We start from the raw sequence: 20273 nt of genomic DNA on the forward strand, positions 1-20273 counted from the left end.
CTGTTGGCGTTCGCCGCTTTTCCCCGTGAGACCTGGCGGCAGATCTGGTCCAACAATCCTCAGGAGCGGCTGAACAAGGAGATCAGGCGCCGCACCGATGTGGTGGGCATCTTCCCGGACCGTGCTGCGGTCGTGCGTCTGGTGGGTGCGGTTCTGGCCGAGCAGACCGACGAGTGGATCGAGGGGCGGCGCTACATGGGGCTGGACATCCTGGCCAAGGCCCGCCTGCGGGTTGTCGGCGGCGACACGGCCGCTCAGTATCCGCTCCCGCAGACGCTTACCGCTTAACCTGCTGGAAGGATCACGCGGAGATCAGCTCTTACACCACTCCGCTGGACGTGACCGGCGGACGTCGAAGTGTCGGCGGGGGGAAGTGGACCCTTCGCCCGACTGGCGCGCGGTCCGGGGGAGGAACTTGCGCTGTCGTGGTCCACCGAGCTGCCCAAGCCGGTGGTCAAAGACAATGTCGCGACCTTCGCCGACGCCGGAGGAACAGGGGTCGATCTGGTGGTGACCACATCCTCGATCGGCATGCGGTACGACATTGTTCTGCGTTCGAGACCTCAGGGGCCGGTGGAGTTCAAGATCCCAATCAGCACCAAGGGTCTACAGATCGGTAGAATCAAGGGGCGCCTTGATTTGACTGGCAAATCCGGCAAGATCCGTGCTCGTGGCAGCAAGCCGGTCATGTGGAGCGCGGCCACTCCGGGGAAGGCCGGTTACCACAGTCGGCGTGGGGAGCGTGGGAAGCCTGGGGCGATCGCGCATGAGTTCATCGGTGAGGGAGATCGAACGACGCTGGTCCTCAAACCGGACGCCGACTTCCTGTCCGATCCGGCCACACACTACCCAGTGACCGTTGACCCCACAGTTGTGCTGCCGATCAACGCTGATACCGAAGTCGATAGCATCTATGGGAGCGCTCCTACAGGCCCTTATATGAGAGTCGGCACCGACATCGGCAACCAACGGGCCCGCGCCTACCTGAAATTTGACACCGCTGGCTTGCCAACCACGATCGCTGCGGCCAAGTTGACGCTGCGCAACGTCGACGCCCCTACCTGTGGCACCAACGTGGGCGATGGCATCCAGGTGCGACGCGTGACCGGCGCGTGGGATGCCAACATGATCGACTGGGCCACTCAGCCCACCAACACCACAACCGATGCGGTGTTGTCCAGGGAGGGCTCACAGGGCTACACGCCGGGAACATGCGGCTCGGGCTACATGAACTGGGACGTCACTGCCATCGTTCAGAAATGGGCAACGGGTACCGCCAATCATGGCCTGGTGCTTCGAGCTCCCACTGAGGGTGGGAATCCCAGCTACTGGGTTTACACCTCGTCTGAGGAGACGGTTGAGTTCAACTCTCCCCCGAAGCTGGCGGTGACCTACACCGTGCCGCCAACCGTGGGGACGCTGGCGGTCAGCCCCGGGCTGGGCGATCGTACCAACTCACTTACTCCGAGTCTGCTCGCCCAGCTCAAAGATGACGACGGCAACATGTTGACCGGCGAGTTCGAAGTGCAACGGGGAGGAGCGACGATCTGGACGGGCACGGTGGCTAATGTCGCTTCCGGGGGCGAGGCCAAGGCGACCATTCCTGCGGTGACCTTGGCGGACGGCCAGCAGATCAGCTGGCGTGTACGGGCCTTTGACGGCACGACACATTCGCCCTACTCCGCTTGGCAGACGTTCAGCGTCGACATCAGTGTCCCGCAGCCGCCGGTCGTGTCCTGCGCGACCTATCCTGCGGGGGCTTGGACTGCTAAGCATGCGGCACCGGTCGACTGTACCTTCGACTCGCCGTCGGCTAACGTGACTGGATACACCTGGCGAATCGATGATGTACCCCAAGCTGCCACAGTGGTCGGCGACCCGGCGACGGCCAGTATTGATCCGGCCGAAGGGTGGCACACCCTAACGGTGCGGGCGAACAGCGTTTCCGGCACCTCGTCTGCCGATGCCACCTACGCCTTCGGTGTCGGAGTGGGTGAGGTAGTGAAGCCCGACTCGGGTGACCGTACCCAGGCGGCGGTCACGTTGGCCTCCCATGCGAAACCGGTCTACGCCACCGTACGGTATCAATACCGTTCCGATCTAAGTGCCGGTGGTGTGTGGACGGACATTCCCGCCGCGCATGTGACCGTACCCGGTACCCCGGGAGCAATCTCGGGTTGGCCGCAGACACGTTCCGATACCAGCAAGGACTTCGCCGACCTCACATGGGATTCGGCGACTACCCTCTCCACCCGCGGAGACGGTCCGGTCGAGATCCGCGCGTGTTTCAACGCGACGGACGAGCAATGCTCCAAGGGGGTGCGATTCACTCTTGAACGCACCGCGTTCGGCGCTTCCTATGCAACGCACGGACTTGGCCCCGGCAGCGTGTCATTGCTCACCGGCGACTACTCGATTTCCGCTGTGGATGCATCCACCTCTGAGCTGTCGGTTGGCCGGGGGCACACCACTCTGTCCCCGGCAGCCTCGGGAGTCTTCGGGCCAGGATGGACCGATTCCCTTCCGGTGGGATCTTCCGATGTTTCAGCGATGAAATTCAGTGATAAGTCGGCTAACGGGTTTGTACTCTTCACCGGCCCTGATGGCGCTCAACTAGCCTATACGGTGCAACCCGACGGCACATTCAAGGGAACCGGCGAGGCCATCGACGGGTCGGTTGTTGTGAGAGACAGCGCCACGCAATTCACACACACCAGCAGAGACGGGGTTAAGACCGTTTTCGGCCTGATCGGGAATGTGTGGAACATGACCTCGATCGATGAGCCGGGTGCGAATAATACAATCACCTACCAGCACGACGGGCAGGGGCGTGTCACGCGAATTTTGGCACCTGTTCCCTCTGGCGTAAGTTGCTCCCCATCACCGGCCGCGGGTTGCCAGAGCATGCAGGTTGCCTATGCATCGGCGACGACCGCCACAGGAGTTGGCTCAGGGTGGGGCGACTTCTTAGGCCAGGTGGCCTCAGTCTCTTATACCGCATTCGATCCGGTTAACTCCACTGTGAAGACCACAGTAATGGCGACATACCGCTATGACTCGACCGGTCATTTGCGCGCTGTCTCAGATCCGCGCACGAATCTGACGACGACGTACTACTACAACGGGCAAGGCCGAATCTCTCAGGTCGCCCCTCCCGGCCTTGTGCCGTGGACTATCGCATACGACAGCGCGGGCCGAATCGCCCATGTGAGTCGCACCAGCCCGCAGGGCGAACTCATCGAGGCAGTCGCCTACGACCTGCCTATCGGAGGCAGTGGCGCTCCGATCGACTTGACCAGTGCCGCAACATCCACATGGGCGCAGAGCGCCGGTCTGCCGCGCATCGGCGCAGCGGTGTTCCCCCCATCCCGAGTGCCTGCGCGCAACAGTTCGGGTATCTATACGCCAAGTGCTGCGGATTACCCGTATGCCTCGCTGACGTATCTAGACGTCAACGGCAGAGGGGTCAACACCGCTGCCTACGGCGCCGGTGCCTGGCAGATCTCGACCACCCGCTATGACAACACCGGCAACACCGTGTGGGAACTGTCGCCAGGCAATCGGGCTCAGGCGCTTGCGCCGACCCTCGACACCGACGCCGTCGTGTCCGGCATGGCCTCGTCGGCGGAGAGAGCCAATGCGCTCGCCAAGGTCACCACTTACAACAGCAAAGGCAACGTGATCAGAGAGATCGGGCCAGCACGCCGGATCACCCTGGTCTCCGGACGCGTCGTCTTCTCCGCTCGCCTGCTGACCGAGCATACCTATGACGAAGGCGCTCCGGCCGATCGCGTAGACGCGGGACTCGTTACCACGACCACCACAAAGCCCATAGTTCTGGATGGATCGGCCGCCGCCGGAGCAACCGACACTCAGACTGTGAAGACCGGCTATGACGCGATCGTGCCGGGTGACCCCAGCGGCTGGGAGCTTTACCAGGCCACCAGCGAGAAGGAGATCGTGCCGGGCGGCCCAGACATCGTCCGCAGAACTCGATACGACAGCGCTGCCCGCGAGGTTGAGCAGCGGATGCCTGCATCAAGTGGTTCCGACGCTGGGACTACAGTGTCCTCCTACTACTCTGTGGGACCCAACGGTGTGGCGGCCTGCGGAAACACGCCGCAGTGGGCCGGGAAACTATGTCGAACGGGTCCTGCTGCCCAACCGACGGGCAAAGCTCTCCCCGTCACAACGGTCACTTACGACTACTACGGTCAGACAGCGCAGTCTGTCGAGGACAATGGCACCGCAGTGCGCACCACCACCACCACCATTGATGTAGCCGGACGCCAGGTCACAAAGGACGTGGCGGTATCCCCGGTGGCGGCCGGCGGAACCTCCTTGCCGACTGTGACCTACACCTACGATCCGGCGACGGGCCAGCAGTCGGGAGTGACGGCGGGCGGTCAGTCGATCACCACAGTCCACGACGCCCTCGGGCGTGTGACGACCCAGACGAATGCCACCGGGACCACGGCCACGACCACTTATGATGCAGCAGGCAGAGTTGCCTCGCTTTCCGACGGGGTTGGCACGACCAGCTACGGCTATGACGGCAATGATGCCGACGGACGGGCTGAACGCCGCGGTCTGCCGACCAGCCTCTCGGCCGACACCCATGTATTCTTCGGCTCCTACGATGCCAACGGACAGTTGACGACCCAGGTCTACCCCGGAGGTCTGACCGCCTCCACACGCTACGACTCGGTCGGACAGCAGGCAAAGTTGACCTACATCCGAAACACCACCACCTGGCTCGACTACACGATCCGCTATGACGTGACCGGTCGGATCTCTGAGCAAACCGGTCCGACGGGTGGCCAATCATTCACCTACGACGGTGCTGGCCGGTTGACGAAGGTCGCCGACACTCATGCCGGGACCTGCACCATTCGGACGTACGCCTTCGACGTAAACTCCAATCGCACCGGTCTCATCACCTACCCGGGTGCCGCCGGCGGAAGCTGTTCCACTACGACCACTCCAGTGACGAGGTCGTCCGCCTTCGATTCCGCCGACCGCATCGTCGACGCGGGATATGCGTACGACAACTTCGGCCGCACGACCACGGTGCCCGGCTCGCACACAACCGGGGCGCAGCTCGGAGTCGGCTACTTCGCCAATGACATGGTGGCGAGCCTCACTCAGGAGTCCACGACCAAGACCTTCACTCTCGACCCGCTGGGGCGTCCCACGTCGGCCACGGTGAGCGGGCAGCACGCCTCGGGGACGATCACCAATCACTATGTCGGCAGCAGTGATTCGCCTGCATGGATCGGTGAGGCGAACGGCACCTGGACGCGTAACGTCACCGCTTTCGGGGGGCTCGCCGCCACTCTCACGAACAACGGTACGCTAACGCTTCACCTCACCAATCCTCACAACGATGTGGTGGCCACCGCTGAAAGGTTGGGCAGCGGCGTCAACGCCTACTTCGAACAGACCGAGTATGGCGTGCCTCGCAGCGGTGATACGACCGGTGCCCGGCGCTACGGGTGGCTCGGCGGTTCCCAGAGGTCGGCGGAGGCGATGGCAGGCCTCATTCAGATGGGCGTGCGGTTGTACAACCCAGCCACGGGTAGGTTCCTTCAGGTTGATCCGGTCCCCGGAGGCAGCGCCAACGCATACGACTACGCTGCTGGCGATCCGGTTAACAAGTTCGATCTCAATGGGAAGTGGATAATCGACCACCGCCCCCAATGCAATACAGCGGGCTGTGTTCATGCACAGCGCTGGTGCGACGGCAGAAACCGGTGCTCACTCGCTTGGGGCGTCAAATTGCGGGGCGTGGCGAGATCCGCCTATCGCGTTTCTCTCTATTACTCGATTTCCATCAACGGCAAGCACGTGGTCGGGCCCGCTTACTACGGCCACGACGAGCCCGGGACATATACTTTCCACGGGTCGTGGGGCCTTCCTGGAGGCAGGCATGCGCGAGGTTACTACGCGTGCGGCATCTTCAACTTCCTCACCTGCCACATGTCTCCATTTTCACGGATCCGCATCGAGTTCTCTGGTAACTTGATCCTTCAAGGAGGGAGGAGGGCGCGCCTGTTCGGCTATGGAAGCTTCACTCGAAATAGCTGACCGCTCAGGGAGCCTACTCCCAGGCGAATTCCTGGTCTAATGCACTGAGTGCTTGAGGCGATGCTCAGCCGCTCTAGTTGATCGATCGCACGCGTAGCCAAGGGTGGGCCGGTGTACACATCGGCCCACTCTGACGTAATACGAACCGGATTCTGCGGCCGTTCGGCATGGCGCAGGGAGGAGATGTCATGGATGGTGATGACGTGAAGCAGGGTCTTGAGGTCGCTCTTTCGGTGGCCATACGGGATCTCGATCCCGATGTGCGGGCGAAGCATGAGTTCTGCATCGTCAGAGCCGGTCCGCGCGGTGACATGTTTGTCGGGCTGGAGGACGGCAGGTTTTGGAGTGGCGGCACTCCGCTGTCGGCCGGCAATGAAGTTGAGGCTTTGAGTTCGGTCGCCGAGGGATTGCAAGACTGTCTGATGGAGGTTCTTTGGATAGTGTGGCCTGAATGCCCCCAGCACCGCTTCGGGCTTCATGTGGCAGTCCACAACAGCAAAGACGCGGTCTGGGAATGTCGAGGTGATCGTCGGCACACCGTGGCTTTGGTGGGTGGTCTGACCTGACAGGACGCAGGTCCGTGTGGCTACGAGCAGCGACATGCGTGAGTTTTTGGACGATTCGCTTACATGTCCGGTTGTAGCCGATGGCAGGGTCGTTCGACCGGTGCTCACGGATGAGCCTGCCCTCGACATGGCGCATTGAGGTGCCTCGAAGGTTCCGGACAGGTCCCCCGCTAGAGTGAACCCTTTTCATCCTCGGGCGACCTCGTAGTGCTGTAGAACTGCGATCGCCTTGCACATGTGTCCGGCCTTGCTCGGGCTGCAGCGGAGCCTGCGGAGGATACGCCAGCACTTGAGCTGCGCGTTCGCGCGTTCCCCCGGGCCGCGCAGGCGTGCGTGCGACCGGTTGGCCCGCTTCTGGGACTCGAGCTTGCCCTTCCCCTTGTAAGGCGTGACGACGGGCCCTCCCGCTCCCTGGTAGGCCTTGTCCGCAAGCACCGTCATCCCCGCCTGCTCCAGACGGCGGAGGATGCCCCACGCCCGGGCGGCGACCAGGTCGTGGACACTGCCGGGCAGCGCCCCCGACGTCCACAGGACAGCCCCTTCCGGCGAAGCTACGACCTGCACGTTCATCCCATGCGCGCGGTGCTTCACCGGAGAAGTACGGCCGATCGGCCCTCACCCGGTCCGTCCGGATGAGCGTCCCGTCCAGGACCAGGTAGAGCAGCCCGTCCCTCTCCGCCCTTCTCAACGCCTGCCCGAGTTCCGGGGACCGCGCGGACAGCAGCGCCACCGCCTCCTGCACGTACCGCCACGCGGTCGTGAGTGAGATCCCGAAACCGCCCCCGAGCTCGCGGAACGTCTCTCCTTTGCGCAGGTGGACCAGCACAAGCGGCGCCTGCCGCCCCGGATTGAGGCGGCGCCGGACGGTTCCGACGGCCTTGCGGTGCCGGCGGATCAGACCGGCGACGTGGTTAAGGGTTCGGGAAGACAAATCGACGGCGGCACGGTAGAAAAGCACTCGAAGCGTCCCGCTTGAGCCTGACACAGAGGGGGTCTCCGCGAGTGTGAGGCGGACCAGGCCTCTTGCGCTTTTGGGGCGTGCGCCGCGGTGACGGCCAGGTAGGCGTGGGCGAGCATCGCCAGGGTGATGTGGCGGTGCCAGGCGTCGAACCGCCGGACCTGGTAGTGGTCCAGCCCGGTCTCGTTCTTGGCCGAGGCGAAGCACTCCTCGATCGCCCAGCGGGCCCCCGCCACGCGGACCAGCTCCTCGACGGTCGTGCCCGCCGGCCCGTGGCACAGGTAGTAGGCGATCTCAAGCTCGCCCCTCCCGTTCGGGGCGAGGCTGCGGCGGGCCAGCAGCCACCGCCGGCAGCCGGGCTCGGCCCCGGCGTGCACGGTGGCCAGCGCCCAGTCGTACAGCCTGGGCCCCTTGGCGCCGTCTCCGCAGGACAGGCGCTTCCACGCCTCGGGCGGGGCGCCGGCCACCAGGGTGTCGGCCCGGGAACCCCCGCACCCCGCCCCGGCGGCCACGACCTGGCTTTTCGGCACGGCCACCACATAGCCCACCCCGCGCTGCTCCAGAAAAGCCCGGAACTTGGAGTCCATGCCGTACGCCTCGTCCGCCGTCACCCACCCGACCGGCGGCCCCGCCTCCAGGGCCCGCGCCAGCATCTGCCGCGCGAGCTCCGGCTTGGTCGCGAACCCCGCCTCGTCGGGGACGCCGGCCTTGCGGCAGCGGGGCCGGTCCCCCAGCCACGACTTCGGCAGGTACAGCTCGGCGTCGATCAGCGCCCGCCCGAGCGGGGAGGCGTAGGCGAGGAACACCCCGAGCTGGCAGTTCTCCGTCCGGCCCGCCGTGCCGGAGTACTGGCGCTGCACCCCGGCCGATCCGGTGCCCTTCTTCAGGAACCCGGTCTCGTCCACGATCAGCACCGAGTCGCGGTGGCCGAGGTTGTCCACCACATAGGCCCGCAGGTCGGCCCGTACCTGGCGGGCGTCCCAGCGGGCGCTGTTCAGCAGCCGCTGCATCCGGTCCGGCGCGGAGTCCCCGGCCGCCTCCGCCAGCTGCCAGCCGTTCTTCCGCTCCACCGGGGCCAGCAGTCCCGTCACATACGCCCGCGCCTGCCTGCGCGGCTCCACCCGCCCGAACCGGCCCGCCACCCGCGCGAACAGCGCGTCCAGCCCTGCCGCCCACGCCTGCAAATCGTCAGAGGTCACACTATCGGCCACGCCTCACACTATAGATCACGAAGCCTGGCTGTAGCACTAGGCCATCAGGCGCGATCCGGGGCCCATGCGTTCGCCGGCGGAGCGGCGGAGGTCGCGGGTGATGCTCACGCGCTTCAGCCAGCGGTCGGTCCCGTCGTAGCGCGCCCGGAAGCGGGCTCGGCCGTGGACCGCGCGGTAGTTGTCGATGAAGCAGCACATGCCGGGCTCCAGCCGTACGTCGACCAGGCTTTTCTCGATGCAGGCCATCACGCGGTGCAGTGTGCCCTCGGCCTTGTCGTCGCCGGGCGCCGTGTACATGTAGGCGGGGTCGATGCGGAGGAAGGGGTCCGACCGGTCGCCGAAGAGGATGGGGATCGGGTCCGGGTCGGCGTCCATGCGCCGGATGCGGTCGAACGACCGCGTGCGCTCCAGGTCGGAGGAGGAGTTGTACTCCGGAAGGTGGGAGGTGTCGGGGCGGATGTAGAAGCGCGGCTCGAACGCGCGCTCGACGTCCTCCGCGGCCAGCGCCGTTAGATCGACGGTGCCGACTGTGGTGCCCACCCGGTCGGGGTTGCGCAGGCACAGCAGTCCGACGTAGTCGGCGCGGTGCGGGTGGAACGCCTCTTCGGTGTGCCACATCAGCGGGGTGCTGCTGCCGGACCCGAGCTGCGCGTCCTCCTGCCCGGCGATGGGCAGGATGTCGTGCACCAGGTCGCCGTCCTGCTGGGTGGCCCATCCGTAGACGTCGCCCAGCAGCGAGCTGTAGAGCACCAGCAGGAACTCCGTACGGCGCAGCGCCTCCGTACGGCTCTTGCCGCGCCAGTGGGCGGGGGTGGGGCCGATGCCGTGCTCGTCGATCTCGTTGCCGGCGATCAGCAGCGCGGCGGCTCCGGACCGCCGGGGCGGCCGGGCGGCGCTCTGCGGGGTGCGGAAGGTGTGCAGGGCCGTTCTCAGCCGGTGCGGCAGGTCGTGGGCGATCAGCCCGGCGTCGCCGAGGAACGCCGGCTGGTCGGCCGCGGCGTAGGTCCTCTGAACGTCGGTCAGCAGACGGGCTATCGCTTGCCTTTCCTCCGGCGAAACGCGCAGCGTCGTCAGCATCTGTGGCCACCTCTCCGTGTCGGGTCAGCGCAGGTCGGAGACCGCGATCAGCAGTCGTTCGACGTCGTCGGGCTCCGTGTAGCAGGAGACGCCGGCCCGTACGGCACCGCCGGCGCGGTCGAGGCCCAGCACCGCCATGGCCTCGTGCGCGTAGAAGCTTCCGCTCCACACCGCGATCCGCCGGTCGGCCAGTGCCCGGGCGACCTCGTCGGGGTGTCGGCCCGCCACGGTGAACGCGACGGTCGGGGTGCGGTCCGCGAGGCCGGACGGTCCGTACACGGTGACGTGAGGCATCGCGGTCAGTCCGGAGAGCAGGGGCGCGAAGACGGCCCGCTCCCGCTCGGCCAGCTCCCCCATCCCGGCGTCCAGCAGGAACTGGGCCGCCGCCGCGACGCCGGCGACGGATTCCAGCGGCAGCGTCCCGGTCTGCCAGCGGTGGGGGACCTCGTCGGACGCCGGCCGCACCTGGTAGGGGTCCAGCTCCGCGAGCAGCTCGGGTCTCGCCCACAGGATGCCGAGGTGTGGTCCGTACCATTTGTGGGCCGAGGTGAACACCACGTCGCACCCCCACGCAGCGATGTCGACCGGGCTGTGCGGCACCAGGTGGACGGCGTCCAGCAGCGCCAGCGCGCCCGCGGCGCGCGCCGCGGCGCTGATCGCGGCGACGTCGGGGATCGTGCCGAGGGCGTTGGAGGCGCCCGTGAAGGCCACCAGGCGGGTGCGGTCGTTCAGCAGGGCGGCGACGTTGCCGACCGGAAGGCGCCCCGACACGGGGTCGAAGTCCGCGAAGACGACCCGGGCCCCCGTGTCCCGGGCGACCGCGAGCCAGGGGGCCACGTTCGCGTCGTGGTCGAGCCGCGTGCAGACGATCTCGTCGCCGGGCTTCAGGGTGCGGGCCAGGGAACGCGCGAACGCGGCGGCCAGCGAGGTCATGTTGGCGCCGAACACGAAACCGGCCGGGTCGGCTCCGAGGAACGTGCCGAGCAGCCCGCGGGTCCTGGCGATGAGGGCGTCCGTCGCGACGCTCGCCGCGAACAGCCCCTCGGTGTTGGCGTTCACGCCGCCCGCCAGATAGTCGGCGACGGCGCCGATGACGCTGTCGAGCGCCTGAGACCCGGCGGCGCCGTCCAGCCTGGCCCAGGAGTCGCGCAGCCCCGGGAAACGTCCGCGCAGCGAGGTCGCGAGCGGGCCCGCGGCGCGGGCGGAGGCGGCTCCGGCGTCTGGCCGAGTGTGCATGGCTGGCTCCCGTGGAGGCTTGAGGTGAACGGACCGCGGGGCGGACACCGTCGGTGGATCACCAGCGCGGCGCCGTGAGGCGCGGCACCGGAGCCCGCAGCACCTCCTGGCCGAGCCGGAAGGCGGCGACCGCCGCGGCGGACATGGGAGCGCCTCGCAGCGCCGGCGAGATCGGGCGCAGGCGCATGATGTCGCCGACGGAGGAGCGTTCGGTGGACAGGACGGCCGCCGGCGGCTCGTCGCCGGCGGCCGGCCGCCACCGGCCGGCGTGCCAGGCGAGGCTGGCGGCGCCGTACGTGGCGGGCCGGCTCGGGAGCGGGATCTTCACGTTGGCGGCGCGCACGGACTCCAGGGCGGCGAGCATCTCGGCCTCCACCTGCTCCGGGCACAGCAAGGCGGCGTCGCCCTCGCGTAGCAGCCGGTTGAGCAGGTCCAGCCGCAGATCCGGCCGGGTGGCGTCCAGGTTGAGCCCCGAGCCCAGGCGGGCGTTGACCTCCGTGGGCGCGAAACCGTCCGCCGACAGCACGCCGTCGACGGTGAACCCGCCGCGGTAGTCGCACAGGGAGCGCAGCGCGGCGCCCACCGCCCGGGCGGCCTCCCGGATGCGGTGGGCGGCATCGGGCGGGCAGTCCCAGTAGGTGGAGGTGCCCGCGAAGATGAAACGGTGCTCCTGGTCGCGGAGCACGATCAGTTCGAGTGGTCGGAGCACGGCGATCCCGCGGGGCAGCACCAGGCCGTGCACCGAGCATGGCAGCCCCTCGACGAACGGCATGACCCTGACCAGGGAGCAGCGGCCGGCGAAGAACGGCAGCGCCCGGCGCCCCTCGGCCTCACCGCGGATCCACCGCGTGCCCTCGGCCGCCGTGTGGATGCCGCTGCGGGTGTCGGCCGCCCACACCGTTCCGTGGCCGGCGTCGAGCCTGGCGGCCTCGGGCAGCAGCGCCTCCGGGCGGGGCGGCAGCACCGACGACGGCGAGGAGGGGATGCCGGCCGCCCGCCACACGCGGTCGACCAGGGTCTTGTCTTCGAACGCGGCCCACTCCGGGCGCCTGTGGCCGTACCGCTGCCGGCCCGCGAGCCGGTCGCCGGGCAGGTCCCGCGTGTCGAGCACGAGTGCCCGCCGCTCCGGGTCGAACCGGTCCAGTGCCGCGACCAGGCCGGGCGGCGGCTCGGCGAGCGCCCGGGTGAAGGCCGCCGCCAGCCCGTCCCTGCTGGTCGCGGTCACCGGTATGTGGTGCACGGTCACCCCGGGGCCGAACCGCTCACCCGTCGCGTGGTCGGCGACACCGGCCAGCACCCCCGCGGCGCCCGCCTCGACGAGGGCCTCGACCACGGGGGCGATGTGGGACGCGGCGGTGCTGAGGACCACGCAGCGGCGGCCCGCGAAGCGCTCGCGGATCAACGCGTTCACACGGCCGGACAGCTCCGTGCCGGGTAACTCCGGGCGGGACGGCTCCGTGCCGGACAGCTCCGTGCCGGACAGCTCCGTGCCGGGCAGCCCCGTTCGGGGCGGCTCCGGGCGGGACGGCTCCGCGCCGGAGGGAGGCCGGGCGGGCGGGACGCCGCCGACCACGCTGGAACCGGACATCACACCTGTCCCTTTCTCCGAAAGAAAGTCTGAGAGGAATCACGAGGCCGATGTGAACGCTGGCCGACCGTATTTCGGCGCACAGGCACTGTCCATATGCCGTTTCATCGCACGGAACAGCTTCAGGAGCACGTTCAACCATTCCGATATTCGGCTCGGCGAAACCCGCGTTACGCTGCCGCCGGAGATCGGGAATTCCGGTGGGCGCGGCGGCGGAACATCTGCCGGGTTCGGCCGGCCCGGCGGGGTCGAAGCGGTGGATTCCACGCCGTTTTTCTTTCCGGTTCCACCGTCTGGGCGACGGTCGCGGGAATACGCGCCCGCCGCCGGGGCGGCGCCTCTGGGCGTGCCGGGCGCGGGGGGACGCGCCGGCTGCGGAAGAATCGGAGCCATGGGAGACCGAGTGGTCATCGTGGACTACGACCCGGCGTGGCCGGTGATGTTCGCCGACCTGGGCGCCGGATTGCGCCGGGCGCTCGGCGACGTCGCGGTGCGCATCGACCACATCGGGTCGACCTCGGTGCCGGGCCTGGCCGCCAAGCCCGTGATCGACGTGCAGATCTCGGTGGGCTCCTTCGACCCGCCGGCCGCGTTCACCGCGCCGCTTGAGGGCCTGGGATTCGTCTACCGCGACACCAATCCCGACCGCACCAAGCGCTATTTCCGCGAAGCGCCCGGGCGGCGCAGGACGCATATACACGTGCGGCGGGAGGGCAGCTTCTCCCAGCAGTTCTCTTTGCTGTTCCGCGACTACCTCAGGGGCCACCCCGCCGCCGCGGCCGAATACGCGGCGGTCAAGCGCCGCGCCGCCGCCGTGTTCGCGGACGACCGCAAGGCGTACGGCGAGGCCAAGGAGACCTGCATCTGGGACCTCATCCGGCGCGCCGACGCCTGGGCTCAGGACACCGGTTGGGCGCCCGGCCCCGGCGACTCCTGACCGGCGGGCAGCCCCGTTCCATCCCCGTTCCGGGCCCGTTCCCGGTCCGTTGCCCGGGCGGCCTCTCTGGGACGCGCGAAACGCCGGCCCCCGCCTCTCACACGCCGCGCGAGCAGGCGCAGGCGGCGTTCAGGCAGTCGGCGTTCGGGCAGTGGGTCCCGAAGGTGCGGGCGTGGTAGGTGAGCGGCGCGGCGTCGGCGGCCTCCGCGCGGAGCACCGTTCCGAGGACGATGACGTGGTCCCCTCCGTCGATCAGGTCCGAGACGGCGCAGCCCACCCAGGCCGCGGCCCCGGCGAGGCGCGCCGCCCCCGACTCGGCGGACCACTCGGCGTCGGCGAACTTGTCCGCGCCCTTGCGCGCGAAGCACAGGGCCAGGTCGGACTGCCCGCCGGCCAGTATGTTGAGGCCGAGGCGGCCCGTCCGCCGGATGAGCGCCAGCAGGTCGGAGCCACGGTCGAGCGCCATGAGGACCATCGGCGGGCTCATCGACAGCGACGTGAAGGCGCTGACGGTGGTGCCGTGCGGGCGTCCCCGGTCGAGGGTGGTGGCGACGCAGACGGGCGTGCACACGCGGGCCATGGCCGCACGGAACGCGTCCCGCAGGTCGACCTGCGCACGATCCAGACGCCCAGGGTCGACCTGCGCACGATCCAGACGCCCGGGCTCCTCCTGCCCACGGCCCGGACGCCCAGGGTCCTCCTGCGCACGGCCCGCGTGCGGCGTCCGCCGTACGGCCTCCCCCGGGAGACTCACGGCCGCCAGGGCCGGGGGACGCGGCGGGCCGTCGTGGAGTGGAGTTCCGCCCAGCGCCTGACCGACCGGTAGACGGTCGAGGTGACGTCCTCCACGTCGTGGGTGACCTCGAACGGTTCGGTGACCGACAGGTAGCCCTGGTATGCCTGGAAGGCGGTGACGCGGAGCAACTGGGCGCGGTCCAGGTGCTCCCGCGCGAACGGCAGATAGAACCTGTTCCACTGCTCGGGCGTCAGATAGGGAAGCTGCTCCAGCGCCGGCACCCCGGCCTCCGCGCGCCAGTCGTTGAGGGCGCTCAGCACGACGTCGAACAGGTCCCGGACGTGGAGGGCGGTCTGGCCGCCGCCCAGCACCGACAGCCTCGGCGCCGGCGGCCGGCCGCCGGCGACCAGTGCGGCGACGTGCCCGGCGACGTCGTCGGTGCTGACGATGTCGAGATATGCCTTCTCCTCGGCGACCAGCGCGGGGATGGCCCCCGTGCACATGGAGGAGGGCAGCCAGAAGAAGCCGCTGTAGCGGTCGAGGAAGCCGTCGGACCGCGTGCCCACCACTATCGGGAAGCGCACGACGTCCGCCGAGGAGCGTCCGGCGGTGAGCAGCCGCTCCGCCACCGCCTTGGACCATTCGTAGGTGTTGCGGTATGCCCGGGGCGACGTGGGCTCGACGCTGCCGGTGAGGCCGACGGCGTAGGACGACGACATGTGGATGACGTGCGTCTCCTCGCCCACCCACGCGAGCAGGGCGCGCAGGGGGGCCACGTTCGCCTCGTCGGCCTGTTCGGCCGTGAGGTTCCAGCGGGTGTCGGCGGCGCAGTGGACGAGCGCGTCCCACGGGCCGCGCAGCTCGGCGGGCGGTTCCTCCGCGCCGATCCGCCAGGCGAGCTGCCGGGGCGAGGAGCCGCCCCGGCTGCTCACGCCGTACGCGTCGTGCCCGGCGACCGCCAGTGTGCGCAGGACGGCTCCCCCGACGGCTCCGGTGGCCCCGGTGACGAGGACGCGTGCCGGCGGTTTCACGAGACCACGAGCCGCTTCTCGATCGCGCGGAGCATCTGCTCGGAGTTCTCCCGCAGCGCCTTGGTGGCGACCGGGTTGAGCATGTCGGCCAGCAGTGGAATGCCGATCTCGAAGTCCACGCTGAAGGTGACGAGGGATGCTCCGTCCTCCAGCGGGTCCACCCGCCAGTAGCCGCAGAACTGGTCCAGGTCCCCGGCGATCTGGTCGAACCGCATCGTGCGTGTCGTCTCGTCGAGCTCGTCCTCCTCGACCCACTCCAGCACCGAGCCTTTGAGCAGCACGGACCACTCGCTGACGCGTTTGCCCCCCGACTCGCCGCGTACGGTCACGGACTCGACGTTGTCCATGTAGTCCGCGTAGTCCTCCAAGCGGGTCACGGCCCGCCACGCCTCTTCGACCGGGGCCGCGATCCGCAGTTTCACCTCGACATAGGGCATTGCCGACTCTCTTTCGTCAGGGACTCATCTCAGGTCTCAGGGCACGGGATCGAAGCTGATCTCCCGTCCGGCGCAGTGGTCTCCGACCACCTGGTCGCAGACGAGCAGGCTCGGCGGGTGGTGGTGCGCGGCCAGGCTGTCGACCAGGAGGCCGGCGGCCGGGTGGTCGCGGGTGTAGAGGCGGCTGCCCACCACCGGGGTGACGGCCGACACGACGCGGTCCCGCACCTCGCTGAGCGTGGCGCGCAGCCCGACCGCGGTTGCGAGAGCCGCGCGCCCCGCCACGAGGCCCTCCTCGAAGTCGCGGCCGAGTTGGCGGCACGCGCCGCCGAGCGTCAGCAGCTCCCTGGTGGCCCGGCCCAGCAGCGCCACCCGCACGCCGTACTGCCCGGACTTGGCCACCTGCTGGTAGGCCAGGTCCAGCAAGGAGCTCAGGACGCCGTGGTAGGTGGCGCTCAGCAGCACCGCGAACCACACCATCCCGGAGACCACGGTGTCGTCGATGACGTCGGCCGGGCCCCGGTGGAAGACCAGGCGGTCGTCGAGCTCCACGTCGCGGAGCACCAGCTTGGCCGTGTCGGAGGCGGCCATGCCCAGCGACGGCCAGTCGCCCTCCACGGTGAGCCCGGGCGAGGCGGCGGGGCACAGGGCGAGGATGGTCTCGTCGGTGGCGTCGACCCGCGCGGTCAGGCACACCAGTGTGGCGGTGGAGGCCAGGGAGCAGGGGTATTTCGTGCCGGACACCCGGTAGCCCTTGTCCGTCTCGATCGCCGAGGAGCGGCTGCTCATGAAGTTGGGGCTGCCGCCCGGCTCGGCGAAGGCCGACGCGACCAGGGCGTGCGACCCCGCGATCCCCTCCAGGAGCATCCAGCTCGTGTCCCGGTGCCGGCGCCAGTAGTCGGCCATCAGCCCCACGGTGAAGGAGTGCATGTTCACCGCGATCGCGACGGACGGGTCGCGCGCGGCGAGGGCGCGCTGCGCCGACGCCACCTCCACCAGACCGGCCCCGGCCCCGCCGAACTCCCGCGGGATGGCCAGTTCGGCGAAGCCGGAGGCGGCGACCTGCCGGATGCGGTCGGCGCCGCGGGTTCCCCGTTCCGGCGGCGCGGGTGTCCACGGGGTGCGCCAGCCGGAGTCGAGCAGTTCCCTGTGGTGGTGCGCCTGTTCGTGCTCTGCGGGTGTTTCTCGCGTCATACGTTTCTCTCCTGGGCGGCGGGACGGCGGCTCCCGGCATGCGGCGCCGTTCGGCTCCGCGCCCCGGCGCGCTCGCGCCGCCGGGCGCACGCGCAGACGACTCCGGGGCCCGGCGGGAAGGGGTCGGCGGATACGGCGGGCGCCTCCGCGGACAGCAGCCGCAGCACCCTGGTCTGGTCGCGGCGGCTGCGGCAGCGCAGGACGGGGACGGACGCCCCCGCCAGCAGGGCGCCCATGGTGCGGAGTTCACGGCCGCGGAAGCCGGCGGCCTTGCGCAGGAGGGCGGTGAGGCTGCGCACTGGCGGGTCGTGGCCGGCGAGCCCCCTCGGCACATACTCCCGGGGCGCACGTCCGAGGAGGGCGTCCCGGCGCAGCCGCAGGGAGCGCCGCACCAGCGCGGCGGCGCACAGCCACGGATGCCGGTCGAACAGCACGACGACGTCGGCTCGCTCGACGCGCTGCCGTACGGTGCCCGCGAAGTTGCCGTCGATGATCCAGTGCGGCGCGGCGGCGAGCCGCTCCACCACGTTGGCCCACTCCGCGTCGGGCGTCCTGCGCCACTGAGGCCCCCAGTAGACGTCGTCGAGGTGGATCAGGGGCAGACCCGTCAGCGCCGCGAGGGTGTGGCAGAAGGTGGACTTGCCGCTGCCGGGGCTGCCCAGGACGGCGATCCGGCGCGGCGGCCGTACGTCCGCAGCGCGCCGCCCGCTCATGACAGGGCCGCCGGCTCGTTCATCAGCGCGGCGACCTCGCGCATCGTGGCGGCGTCCGCCAGGGACACGCGTAGGCAGCCCTCAAGGCCCGCGACGCCGTCCAGGGAGCGGATGCGGACGCCGCGCCGGTCGAGGTGGCGGGCGACCAGCCCGGGGGCGCGGCGGTCACCCGTCGTGAAGGTCACGAAGTTGCCGCCGGGGTCGAGCGCGCGCCACCGGGGATGTCCGGCGAGGACCTGCGCCACGAAGGCGGAGCGGATCGCGCGGACGTCGTTCCAGACTTCGGTGAAGCGGTCCCGGTCGGCCAAGACGGCGCGCAGCAGCGCGAGCGCGACGGACGAGACCGTGCTGTCCGGGCGGAAGCGGGACAGGTACGACACGAGGGCGGGCGAGGCGAAGACGGACGCGATGCGCGCCCCGGCGAGCCCGAAGGTCTTCGAGTAGGAGCGGACGACCAGCAGGTGCGGCGACGAGGCGACCAGCGGGACGTGGGTGATGCCGGTGAAGGCGCCGTAGCACTCGTCGACCACGAGGAGGTGGCCGCCGCGCCGCGCGTGGTCGGCCGTCTCCAGGATCTGCTCCGGCGGCACGGCCAGCCCGGCCGGGCTGGCCGGGTTGGTCACCACCACGACCGCCGGCGGGTGGGCCGCCATCCGGGAGTGGAGGGCGTCCAGGTCCACGCCGGTGAGGTCGGGGTCGAGGCCGGGGCAGCCCGAGACGGGCACGCCCCGGAGCGCCGCGTAGTAGCGCCAGCTCTCGAACGCCGGCTCGTGCAGGATCAGTCCTCGGCCTTCGGACGCCAGGGCGTCGACGATCAGGCCGACCGCCGAGTCGGACCCCGCGGTGAGCAGGATGCGGTCGGGGTCGGCGCCGTGGTAGTCGGCGAGGTCCGCCCGCAGCGCCTGCTGGTAGGGGTAGTGGAGCAGGTCGGCCGCTGTCAGCCGGCGCGCCGCCGCGAGGACGAGTTCCTCGGCGGCGGGGTGGCGCAGCTCGCAGCTTTTGAGGTTGAGCACGCCCGCGCGCTGCCGCCGCGGCTCCCACGGCAGCCCCCACACCTCCCGCCGGGTGGCGAACGGCGTGTCCGCCGCGGGGGTGGAGGCCGGCAGGACCGGGTGCGCCGTCATTCCGCGCTCCGGTCGGCGACCGACGGGATGCGCTCGTATACGGACGTGACCCGGGTCTCCCTGCCGAAGAGGAACTCATAGAGCCCGTCGTCGTCCGCCCCGCCGGGTTCGGCGATCAGGTGGCGGTTGTAGCGGCTGACCTCCAGCGGCGTCATCGTGGGTTTCATGTCGTGCAGCCGCGTGTACATCGTCGGCCGGAAGCGGGCGCCGACCTCGCCGACCAGGGTGCGGGTGCGCCGGGCGCCTTCCGCTCCGGTGCCGGGCAGCCCGACGATGACGAAGGCGTTGAGTTCGATGCCGGCCTTGGCGCACTGCTCGGCAAGGTCACGGAACCGCTCCTCGTGGATGCGCTTGGTCCGGGGCAGCGCCCCGTGGCCGTCCGGTTCGAGGGTCTCCAGGCCGACCGAGATGCGCACGCAGCCCGCCGCGCCCATCAGCTCGACCAGGTCGGCGTCGAGGTGGTGGACCGTCGTGGCGCACTTCCAGCGCGGTGAGACCGGACCGGCCAGGAAGCGGTTGCACAGCTCCCGGACCCATCGCTTGTCGAGCGTGAAGGTGGGCGCGTAGAAGGCCACGTACTCGAACGGCAGCGCCCGCGTGCTCTCCTCGATGTACGCCACGGTGGCGTCGACGGACAGCCGGCGCTCGCGCAGCCCGAAGATCTCGTGGACCTCGCAGAACTCGCAGCCGACGGGGCAGCCTCGGGCCGCCGGCACCACGAGTTCCCTGCGGAAGGGGATGCCGCAGAACTTGTCCTCGTCCCGGGCGTACAGGCGGTCGTAGTGCTCGTACGGGATCTCCCGCACGTCCGGGAGCACCCACTCGGCGCTGGGCAGGGCGTCGCCCTCGCGCGCGGGCGGCACCCAGCGTTCGCCGTGCCGTACGGCGACGCCGGGCAGCGCGGTGTGCGGCGTGCCGGCGGCCAGCGACGCCAGGTAGTGCGCGACGCCCGGTTCGTAGTCGCCGGACTGCACGATCGCGTCCAGTCCGTAGCGTTGGAAGAAACCGGGGTTCATGCTGCTGAGACGGCCGAAGGTGATCAGTCGGCTGTCCGGCGACAGCTCCCGGGCGTAGGCCGTGAACCGTTCGAAGCCATCGACGGCGTCGAAGTCGTTCATCATCGCGATCACGTCGTAGCGGCCTTGGTACAGCAGGTCGCCGATCGCCTTCCAGTGCGTATTCAGCACGCCGGCGTCCCGCACGTCGACCCGTTCCACGTACGGCTGCGCGCGCAGGTATCCGGCCGTCATGTAGAGGGGGGTGTGGTGACCGGCGTTGAAGTAGCTGGGCACGTGTGGCGGCCAGACGACCAGCACTTTCATCCGAGGCTCCTTGGAATCCTGGGAAACGGCGCGGCGGGAGAGGCGGAACGGGTGAT

The 20273-nt window shown here is 69.4% G+C and carries 15 protein-coding genes and 1 pseudogene; 4 read left to right on the top strand and 12 right to left on the bottom strand.

The features are described from left to right. The 3 genes from BLQ73_RS00005 to BLQ73_RS00015 form a co-directional block, all read left to right on the top strand. Positions 1 to 288, top strand: a 288-nt coding sequence (locus tag BLQ73_RS00005; RefSeq protein WP_176955188.1) for a transposase, incomplete at its 5' end; no start/stop codon positions are given. Between the two features lie 69 nt (positions 289 to 357). Continuing rightward, the gene (locus BLQ73_RS00010) at positions 358 to 6087 is read left to right on the top strand and encodes a DNRLRE domain-containing protein (protein WP_143020046.1); all 5730 of its coding nucleotides are present in this window, start codon (positions 358 to 360) and stop codon (positions 6085 to 6087) included. Positions 6088 to 6275: 188 nt separating this feature from the next. Then, entirely contained in the window at positions 6276 to 6653 is a 378-nt protein-coding gene (locus BLQ73_RS00015; protein ID WP_093166927.1) for a hypothetical protein, read from the top strand. Positions 6654 to 6839: 186 nt separating this feature from the next. Here the strand turns inward: BLQ73_RS00015 and BLQ73_RS00020 are convergent. The 5 genes and pseudogenes from BLQ73_RS00020 to BLQ73_RS00040 all read right to left on the bottom strand — a co-directional run bounded on the left by BLQ73_RS00020 (position 6840) and on the right by BLQ73_RS00040 (position 12723). Continuing rightward, a pseudogene (locus BLQ73_RS00020) lies at positions 6840 to 7611 on the bottom strand (transposase). Further along, the gene (locus BLQ73_RS00025) at positions 7548 to 8810 is read right to left on the bottom strand and encodes an IS701 family transposase (protein ID WP_420819983.1); all 1263 of its coding nucleotides are present in this window, start codon (positions 8808 to 8810) and stop codon (positions 7548 to 7550) included. Before BLQ73_RS00025 ends, BLQ73_RS00020 begins: the two are co-directional and overlap by 64 nt. Before the next feature lie 48 nt (positions 8811 to 8858). Further along, entirely contained in the window at positions 8859 to 9899 is a 1041-nt protein-coding gene (gene gntD / locus BLQ73_RS00030) for a guanitoxin biosynthesis L-enduracididine beta-hydroxylase GntD (RefSeq protein ID WP_218125552.1), read from the bottom strand. 24 nt (positions 9900 to 9923) lie between these two features. Next, positions 9924 to 11135, bottom strand: coding sequence for a cysteine desulfurase-like protein (locus tag BLQ73_RS00035; protein WP_093166929.1), 1212 nt, complete (start codon positions 11133 to 11135; stop codon positions 9924 to 9926). A 58-nt stretch (positions 11136 to 11193) separates the two neighbouring features. After that, positions 11194 to 12723, bottom strand: a complete 1530-nt coding sequence (locus BLQ73_RS00040) for a hypothetical protein (RefSeq protein ID WP_143020047.1) — start codon at positions 12721 to 12723, stop codon at positions 11194 to 11196. 391 nt (positions 12724 to 13114) lie between these two features. Here BLQ73_RS00040 and BLQ73_RS00045 point away from each other — a divergent pair, with 391 nt between their 5' ends. After that, positions 13115 to 13660 carry a GrpB family protein gene (locus BLQ73_RS00045; RefSeq protein WP_093166933.1) on the top strand — a complete coding sequence of 182 codons (546 nt, stop codon included), beginning with the start codon at positions 13115 to 13117 and terminating at the stop codon, positions 13658 to 13660. A gap of 97 nt (positions 13661 to 13757) precedes the next feature. On the opposite strand, the gene BLQ73_RS00050 is transcribed toward BLQ73_RS00045, so the two are convergent. Genes BLQ73_RS00050 through BLQ73_RS00080 form a run of 7 tightly spaced genes read right to left on the bottom strand, consistent with a single transcriptional unit; the run spans position 13758 to position 20217 of the window. Further along, positions 13758 to 14414, bottom strand: coding sequence for a flavin reductase family protein (locus BLQ73_RS00050; RefSeq protein ID WP_218125553.1), 657 nt, complete (start codon positions 14412 to 14414; stop codon positions 13758 to 13760). Continuing rightward, positions 14411 to 15427 carry an NAD-dependent epimerase/dehydratase family protein gene (locus BLQ73_RS00055; protein WP_093166937.1) on the bottom strand — a complete coding sequence of 339 codons (1017 nt, stop codon included), beginning with the start codon at positions 15425 to 15427 and terminating at the stop codon, positions 14411 to 14413. Before BLQ73_RS00055 ends, BLQ73_RS00050 begins: the two co-directional genes overlap by 4 nt. Then, positions 15424 to 15864, bottom strand: a complete 441-nt coding sequence (locus tag BLQ73_RS00060; protein ID WP_093166939.1) for a type II toxin-antitoxin system RatA family toxin — start codon at positions 15862 to 15864, stop codon at positions 15424 to 15426. The genes BLQ73_RS00055 and BLQ73_RS00060 overlap by 4 nt, the downstream gene beginning before the upstream one ends. A gap of 36 nt (positions 15865 to 15900) precedes the next feature. Then, positions 15901 to 17058 (bottom strand): acyl-CoA dehydrogenase family protein, encoded by a 1158-nt coding sequence (locus tag BLQ73_RS00065; protein WP_093166942.1) that lies wholly within the window; start codon positions 17056 to 17058, stop codon positions 15901 to 15903. Continuing rightward, positions 17055 to 17771, bottom strand: a complete 717-nt coding sequence (locus tag BLQ73_RS00070) for a P-loop NTPase family protein (RefSeq protein WP_093166944.1) — start codon at positions 17769 to 17771, stop codon at positions 17055 to 17057. The genes BLQ73_RS00065 and BLQ73_RS00070 overlap by 4 nt, the downstream gene beginning before the upstream one ends. After that, the gene (locus BLQ73_RS00075; protein ID WP_093166947.1) at positions 17768 to 18895 is read right to left on the bottom strand and encodes an aminotransferase class I/II-fold pyridoxal phosphate-dependent enzyme; all 1128 of its coding nucleotides are present in this window, start codon (positions 18893 to 18895) and stop codon (positions 17768 to 17770) included. The genes BLQ73_RS00070 and BLQ73_RS00075 overlap by 4 nt, the downstream gene beginning before the upstream one ends. Next, positions 18892 to 20217 (bottom strand): B12-binding domain-containing radical SAM protein, encoded by a 1326-nt coding sequence (locus BLQ73_RS00080; RefSeq protein ID WP_093166949.1) that lies wholly within the window; start codon positions 20215 to 20217, stop codon positions 18892 to 18894. Before BLQ73_RS00080 ends, BLQ73_RS00075 begins: the two co-directional genes overlap by 4 nt. Positions 20218 to 20273: the final 56 nt, after the last annotated feature.

It is taken from the genome of Sinosporangium album (assembly GCF_900100605.1).
GTDB lineage: Bacteria > Actinomycetota > Actinomycetes > Streptosporangiales > Streptosporangiaceae > Sinosporangium > Sinosporangium album.

What these genes read in the sequence shown, in the direction of transcription:
- BLQ73_RS00015 (WP_093166927.1), top strand. Translation starts at nt 6,276, where the DNA reads ATGGATGGTGATGACGTGAAGCAGGGTCTTGAGGTCGCTCTTTCGGTG.
- gntD (WP_218125552.1), bottom strand. Translation starts at nt 9,899, where the DNA reads ATGCTGACGACGCTGCGCGTTTCGCCGGAGGAAAGGCAAGCGATAGCC.
- BLQ73_RS00035 (WP_093166929.1), bottom strand. Translation starts at nt 11,135, where the DNA reads ATGCACACTCGGCCAGACGCCGGAGCCGCCTCCGCCCGCGCCGCGGGC.
- BLQ73_RS00040 (WP_143020047.1), bottom strand. Translation starts at nt 12,723, where the DNA reads ATGTCCGGTTCCAGCGTGGTCGGCGGCGTCCCGCCCGCCCGGCCTCCC.
- BLQ73_RS00045 (WP_093166933.1), top strand. Translation starts at nt 13,115, where the DNA reads ATGGGAGACCGAGTGGTCATCGTGGACTACGACCCGGCGTGGCCGGTG.
- BLQ73_RS00060 (WP_093166939.1), bottom strand. Translation starts at nt 15,864, where the DNA reads ATGCCCTATGTCGAGGTGAAACTGCGGATCGCGGCCCCGGTCGAAGAG.
- BLQ73_RS00065 (WP_093166942.1), bottom strand. Translation starts at nt 17,058, where the DNA reads ATGACGCGAGAAACACCCGCAGAGCACGAACAGGCGCACCACCACAGG.
- BLQ73_RS00070 (WP_093166944.1), bottom strand. Translation starts at nt 17,771, where the DNA reads ATGAGCGGGCGGCGCGCTGCGGACGTACGGCCGCCGCGCCGGATCGCC.
- BLQ73_RS00075 (WP_093166947.1), bottom strand. Translation starts at nt 18,895, where the DNA reads ATGACGGCGCACCCGGTCCTGCCGGCCTCCACCCCCGCGGCGGACACG.
- BLQ73_RS00080 (WP_093166949.1), bottom strand. Translation starts at nt 20,217, where the DNA reads ATGAAAGTGCTGGTCGTCTGGCCGCCACACGTGCCCAGCTACTTCAAC.